The 1,643-nt window shown below is 57.2% G+C and carries 2 protein-coding genes; both read left to right on the top strand.

Going from position 1 to position 1,643, the window contains the following annotated elements; genetic code table 11:
* On the top strand, window positions 1–837 hold an 837-nt coding region (locus G4P69_RS38015), incomplete at its 5' end, for an NAD-dependent epimerase/dehydratase family protein (RefSeq protein ID WP_208355130.1).
* The coding region (locus G4P69_RS38010) for a nucleotide sugar dehydrogenase (RefSeq protein WP_208355124.1) at window positions 837–1,643 on the top strand (807 nt) is incomplete at its 3' end. The genes G4P69_RS38015 and G4P69_RS38010, both read left to right, overlap by 1 nt.

Below are 1,643 nucleotides of genomic sequence, written 5' to 3'. Positions count from 1 at the left end.
ATAACCAACCCGCTTCCGGATGATACCCCCGATTTCGACTACATCATCCACGCGGCCTCGATCGCCTCACCGATCTATTACCGGAAGCATCCGATCGAGACGATGGACGCCAACGTCAATGGCCTGCGCCATCTTCTGGAGTTTGCGCTCAAGCGGAAACGGGCCGGCAAGCCGGTTTCGGGATTTCTCTACTACTCGACCAGCGAGATTTATGGCGATCCGACACCCGAGAATATTCCCACTCCAGAAACCTATCGCGGTCACGTTTCCTGCACCGGGCCTCGCGCCTGCTACGACGAGTCCAAGCGCTACGGCGAGACGCTCTGCGTAAACTTCGCTCATCAGTACGACTTGCCGATTGCCATCGCTCGGCCGTTTAACAATTACGGTCCCGGCCTCAAGATTTCCGACCGCCGCGTACTGCCCGATTTCGCCCGCGACGTTTTTGCCGGCCGAGATATAATCATGCTGTCCGACGGCAGTGCGACGCGGACGTTCTGCTATATCACCGACGCGATCGTCGGTTATTTCAAGATCCTGGTCATAGGCCGCAAAGGCGAATCGTACAATATCGGTACCGACAAGCCGGAAATTTCGATGGCGCAACTTGCCGAGAGCGTCGCGCAACTCGCCCGCAAGCAGTGGGGCTATGCCGGGAGCGTGGTGCGCAAGGTCAGTTCCGACAAGAACTATCTTGTTGATAATCCTACCCGGCGTTGTCCGATGATCGACAAGGCCCGCACCGATCTTGGTTACGAGCCGACGATTAGTTTTGAAGAAGGCATCGAACGGTCCCTTGTCTGGTACTCCGAAAATCGGGACGCTGGAGACGCGTAATGAAGATTTCAATCGTAGGTACCGGCTACGTTGGTCTCGTATCGGGGGCCTGTCTTGCAGAACTTGGCCATGAAGTCGTCTGCGTGGATCTGGATCCTAGCAAGATCGAGATGATCGCAAGCAAGCACCCGCCGATCTATGAGCGTGGCCTGCAGGAATTGCTGGACCGTAACGTCCCGGCCCGTCTGACGGCCACCACCGATCTGCGCAAGGCGGTGCTGGAATCCGAGCTCTCCATGATCGCGGTCGGTACGCCGTTCGACGGAACGCTGATCGACCTGAAATACATCCGCCAAGTGGCGGCCGACATCGGCAAGGTGCTTAGAGAGAAGGCCGGCTATCACATGGTCGTCGTGAAAAGCACGGTTGTGCCCGGCACGACGGCCGAGGTTGTACTCCCGATCCTCGAACAGTACAGCGGCAAGAAGGCCGGCAAGGATTTCGGAGTGGGTATGAATCCGGAATTTCTCCGCGAGGGCGAGGCGATCGAGGATTTCATGCATCCGGATCGTATCGTTCTCGGCGGCATCGACGATCGGTCGATCGATACGCTTGACCGGCTCTATTCGGTATTCAACGGCGTCGACCTCGTCCGTGCCGATCCGCGAACCGCGGAGATGATCAAATACACGGCCAATTCGCTGTTGGCGACGCTGATTTCGTTCTCGAACGAAATCGCCAATCTCTGCACGGTTCAGAAGGTCGACGTCGCGGACGTCATGAAGGGAGTTCATCTTGATCGCCGGTTTTCACCGATCCTTGAGAACGCCGAACGCATCAAGCCGGGATTTATCTCCTATCTCTGG

The sequence above is a fragment of the Aetokthonos hydrillicola CCALA 1050 genome, assembly GCF_017591665.1.
Classification (GTDB): Bacteria; Cyanobacteriota; Cyanobacteriia; order Cyanobacteriales; family Nostocaceae; genus Aetokthonos; species Aetokthonos hydrillicola.
This window is presented reverse-complemented; position numbering and strand designations above follow the sequence as displayed.